Consider the following 5213-nt stretch of genomic DNA (forward strand, 5'->3'; position numbering starts at 1 on the left):
GAGAATTTATTGATCGCTGTTCAAAAAGAAGCTTTGCATATTTATAAGGAAATGAAGAAACACTATGCGAAGGTTGGAAGTAGAAAATTGACCTCATAAATGAGTTATTCATACTACAATAATGCACTGTTAATAGTTGATTTGCAGATTATTAATAAAGCAGACATACAATTTTTCGATTGTTAATAGGTAACAAAATGTAAAAAGCCCAGAAAATCTGGGCTTTATCGCTAAATATTGCAATTTTTTATATAGAAAATCGCGCTAATTATTAAGATTATCATCTCTTTTTAGCATTATTTTGTCTGTTAAATTCATCAGTTCAGGCAAGCTAATGTTACTTTCCTTCGCTAACTCACGTTGCTCATTGAGAACATCTTGCAAGATAGTATTTGTGGTTAATGGGTTTGCCAGAACGACACGGAAGACCGTGGTGATTTTGTGGTTCCATTTCTCTGGTGTAATTCGTGTACGTGATACAAATGTCTTGCCGGATTCACGCTGTCGTTTTTGGATAAACTGCGTCAGATCATTGAGTAGTTCTAATAAAATTTCGCGCTCTTCGGGTGTCGCAATTTCTAATGCTTGTTGAGTACGTTTTGGTACGTAACGATAGGTGAGTAAGCACAGTTCTGGCTCTGTCACTAATTCAAAATCATCTTGCTGCTTGATGAGATCGGCAAAGTAACGGGCTTTTTCAATACTATTATTGATCAGTAATTCATAACCAGGACGGCTAATAATATTTAAGCTGGCATATAACAACATCGCCATACCACTACGTGAACCTTCTAACGTGTGGCTACCTAAGTCTTTTGAACCTTTACGAAGAATATATTCCGCATGATGTTCAATAGCTGTCATTAGTTCTGGATTTTTGAAGATCACCATACCTGCGCCCATTGGAATGTAAAGCTGCTTATGGGCATCTATAGTGATCGAATCAGCGCGTTCAATCCCTTTTAATAAATGACGATATTTATTCGACATTAAGGTGGCGCCACCCCAAGCGGCATCAACGTGGAAGTGACACTGATGTTCTGCTGCGATATCGGCCAGTTGTTCTAAGGGATCGATATTGCCGGTTTCTGTGGTACCAGCAATCCCAATAATGGCGAAAGGTTTAATATTACGTTGCTTAAGATCGGTGAGGGTAGTTTGTAGATGATCTAGATCGATACGGTTATTGTCGTCTGTTTTTATTGATATCAAGCTGTCACGACCAATACCTAAAACATCGGCAGCTTTCTTTAATGAGTAATGACCACGCTCTGAGACTAAAATGGCTAAGTCATCATAACCATAATGCTTCATTGCTCGGAACAAACCTTCCTGTGCCACGCCTTTAAAATCACCATCTGGTTTTAACACGGTATTGCGGGCGACCCAAAGGGCGGTGATATTGGCAATGGTACCACCAGAACAAAAAGCGCCTAAAGAATGGTCAGCACTGTGCATCCATTGTTGGTAGAAGCTTTCCTGCTGATTGAATATGAGTTTATGCAGCATCCCTAGCACTTGGCGTTCAAGTGGTGTAAATGCTTTTGATGTTTCTATTTTTACCAAGTTCTGATTCAGCGCAATCATGATTTTGGAAAGCGGCATCATGAAATAAGGCAGGGCAGACGTCATATGCCCAATGAAGGTTGGCGCTGAAGTGTGAACCGACTGGGATACCAGCTTGTTTAATAGAAACTGGGTGTGCTCGGAAACAAAACTTGGTGTTTCAGGAATAGCAGGATCAGAGAAGTCTTTCTCTATTTCAATAAGAGGCTTTTCTCTTGCAGCAATGTGCGTTCGCAGAAACTCGTTTAGGTTTTCTGAAAGCTCTTTTTCGATCATCCCCAAGGTGGAATCTGGGGCTTCCGGTACTGTAAAAATGCGATGCAACGATTCCTGCGATGCATCGGCAGTGCGATTATTAACAGCCATAATACTCAGTAACGTTTCTTTAACTTGGGTAAAGTGCTGTTAATCTAATGGAAAACCTAACCTATGTCTCGAAAAATTTATGGCTCTGTATCATAACAGAGCCATAAATTGCTTATATAAGACAATGCTGTGCTGTTAACAGCACATTGTTAGTTTTGCGATTAAAAACGGTAGTTCATCCCTAGACTAACAAGCGTTGTATCAGCATCGTAGAAGTGGATGTTTGATTGAGTTGTGTTGTAACCAAGCAATGAAACAATACTCCAGTTCTTCCAGTTAAATGGCTGGCGATATTCATAAGCAAGGAAAGCACCGAAGCGGTCATCTTCCTGTTTCTTATCAAAAATAGGATTTTCTGCATCAAATAGTGCTTTTTTATAACTTAAGGTTAAGATCAAGCTTGATTGCGGGAATAACTGGATGAAACTTGCTGAGCCACCGTAAATATCAGCAGCCATTGCTTTACCATCAGCATCTATGTTGCTGTAGTTCAAGGCTGTACGGATCATTTGAGAACGGCTTAGTGGTAATAAGTGGCTACCCTCAATAAAGAATAGCTTCGCATTACGATCAAGTAGGTGAGTATCAATGTTTGACCCTTCACCACTTCTTTCTTGGTCGACATCATAGCGGCCATAAGCAGTATCAAGGGAGTACATTGAATCGCCAATATTTTCCCATTGTGCTCGGAAAGCTTTAACGTTACTCCCTGTTTTCTCGCGTGAAGTACCCGTTAAGTAAGGGTTTTGCCATGTTTTTAAATCTAATAAACCCGGAATATAACTGAACGAGACAGTCCCGTTATTTTCTAATTTCTGGCGATAGCCAACTTCAGTGTGGAAACGTCCTAATGCGACATCAGAGCGATCAGTACCAAAGAAAAATTGTTGCTTAGCACTGGCTAACGTGTAAGCCAGTGTTCCCAGTGGAGCGGCAAGGATATGGCTTTGATCATTACCTGAAGAGTGTAAATTCTCTGTTGTTGCATTATCTGAATCAAATTGGGAATTTGTTCGAGTATATGCAGCCATTAATGAGATATCACCATTGAACCCTGGTGTCCAATCAACAGGTTTTGCCATTGTATTACAACTTACAATAGCAGTTACTAAACCAATGTAGAGTGGCTTCATGCGTAAGCATCCTTTTCTAAATAGGTTTATTTCATCAAAGCAAGATTAAAAATGAAATAACAAACAAAAATACAAAATAAGTATAGATTAATTTTATATTAGCAAGGAAGGGGATTGAATCAGGAAATGGTAATTTAACCAAGTTTTGATAATGGGCATTTATTTCGATGATATTTGGAAGAAAAATAAAATTGGAATGTTAAATATTGCTCTTATTTTTGACGTTTTAAAATAAATAAGAGCAATGAAAGGTGTGATTATTTACATGTAGTGGCGGATAATTGCTGCATTTTTTCATTGTAAGTATTTAGGGGCTGCTTAATATCTGCTGGATGCGTTAATAAATCAGCAAAAGCACTACGTAATTCATAATTTTTAGGGTGTGGCTTTGTTTGACGATCGTTAAATGCTTTTTTGGCTGTTTGCCCTAATGGTGTATTTTGTTGTGATAAGGTTTTAACGTCTTGTTGCGATAATTTCAGCCACGATTCAACGGAGCTATCTAAATTTAGATGAGTTGCATCATTAGCTAAATACCAATCGAAAGCTTCACGGTTTAATTCGAAATGGTTCATTCTTCCTTGCATAAACCAATCACTGACTTCTTTTAAATCTGGGTGTTTTTGTACGGTGAGATCCACGAGGTTTTGATACCACTCAAGGGAAGCGTCAACGTATTGATGATACTTATCACTCTCGCATTGGTTCGGTGAGGCTAATGCAGCCGTCGGCATTAGAGACATTAAAATAAATGTTGCTGCAAGTTTCATCTGACGTCCTTGTAATACTAATTGAAAGCAAATTGTAACGATTTAAAAGCATTTCTAACACAAGAAAATGATGGCGTTACTTCTACTATGTTACTTAACGATAATCAGTGACCGCTGTAGCAAACCTGAAGCAAGTTATACGCTGTTGATATTAATGTGATAATTATCTTAATTCCGTACAAATTGATTTGATAACATCCGTGTAACACATCTACACTTAAGTTAACAAAATGTTACATATCCAAGCAGGGATAGATAAGGAGTTGAGTATGGAACAAGACTTAAAACTGGCTGTGATTACCGTAACACTGACGTTAACAACCATTTTTAGTTACGCCATCGTTGCGTTAACGGCTTAACATATTATTAAGTTAAAGAGATAAGTATCAGATTTATCTCTTTAACTTGTTAAGTGTCTATTCATTTTAAATACTCAACTAAGTTAGTATATTACGTCAGAATGTTTTCTAACCTGTGGGGGAGAAATGAATTATCTGCCGTTTAGTTTGAGTTCTTTTGATAAAGAATCGGTATCAGCTTTTTCGTCACATATTTATGCCTCACAACATAAGAAAATCGCTTTAGTTGTTCAGGGCGGTGGTCAACGTGGCATTTTTACCGCAGGGGTGTTAGATAGTTTTCTTGAACACCAATTTGATCCCTTTGCTATGTATATTGGCACTTCCGCAGGGGCGTTGAATCTTTCTTCTTATATTAGCCGCCAGCATCGTTTTGGTTATCAGTTTATTCAAAACTACACCACAACCGACAAATTCTTTAGCTTATATAAATATTTAAGTAAACAGCAGCCGATGAATCTGGATTGGGCGCTGCAAGTGGTCTCTCCATCGGGCGAGTTGCCGTTAGATTTTATTACCGCTAAGAAAACATTGCGCTATCGTGAAGCTTTTGCCTGCGCAACGCGTAAAGATACGTTGCAAGATATTTATATGCCAATGTATCAGGAGAACTGGCGAGAAGTGTTGCGTGCCAGTTGTGCGATCCCTGTGCTATATAACTTGCCTGTAAACCTTGATGATTTGGAATGGGTTGACGGTGGTGTTAGTGCTGCTGTTCCGGTTAAAGAGGCATGGCATAGAGGGGCCGATTTAGTTGTTGTTATACGTACCGAGCCATTAGAGCATGAACGGGAAGAAGAACGAGGGATCTTTGAAGACTGGCGTGAGAGTGTGGAGTTATATTTTCCATATTACATAAATAAACTCAGTTTAAATGAATCTGTTGATCGCATTAAAACGATTCATCAGGAGTTAACTGGTCGATTTGAACAATGGCGTGAGCAGTACCGAAAAGAAGACATCATTGATGAGAATAAACGTCATATTCAGGATGAATTAACGCATTTAGAAACAAAGAG

Annotated in this window: 4 protein-coding genes; 1 reads left to right on the forward strand and 3 read right to left on the reverse strand. The window is 38.6% G+C overall.

Annotated elements, in window-relative coordinates:
* Positions 1–264: 264 nt before the first annotated feature.
* The 3 genes from panP to E5A76_RS12660 form a co-directional block, all read right to left on the reverse strand.
* Complete coding sequence (gene panP, locus E5A76_RS12650) at positions 265–1932, reverse strand: pyridoxal-dependent aspartate 1-decarboxylase PanP (RefSeq protein ID WP_161119144.1); 1668 nt, start codon at positions 1930–1932, stop codon at positions 265–267.
* A 161-nt stretch (positions 1933–2093) separates the two neighbouring features.
* Positions 2094–3065, reverse strand: a complete 972-nt coding sequence (locus E5A76_RS12655; protein ID WP_161119145.1) for a DUF2860 domain-containing protein — start codon at positions 3063–3065, stop codon at positions 2094–2096.
* Between the two features lie 257 nt (positions 3066–3322).
* Positions 3323–3835 carry a hypothetical protein gene (locus tag E5A76_RS12660; RefSeq protein ID WP_161119146.1) on the reverse strand — a complete coding sequence of 171 codons (513 nt, stop codon included), beginning with the start codon at positions 3833–3835 and terminating at the stop codon, positions 3323–3325.
* A 485-nt stretch (positions 3836–4320) separates the two neighbouring features.
* On the opposite strand from E5A76_RS12660, the gene E5A76_RS12665 reads away from it, so the two are divergent.
* Positions 4321–5213: patatin-like phospholipase family protein (locus E5A76_RS12665; protein ID WP_161119147.1), on the forward strand; the 893-nt coding region annotated here is incomplete at its 3' end.

Source organism: Photobacterium lucens (assembly GCF_009873615.1).
Classification (GTDB): Bacteria; Pseudomonadota; Gammaproteobacteria; order Enterobacterales; family Vibrionaceae; genus Photobacterium; species Photobacterium lucens.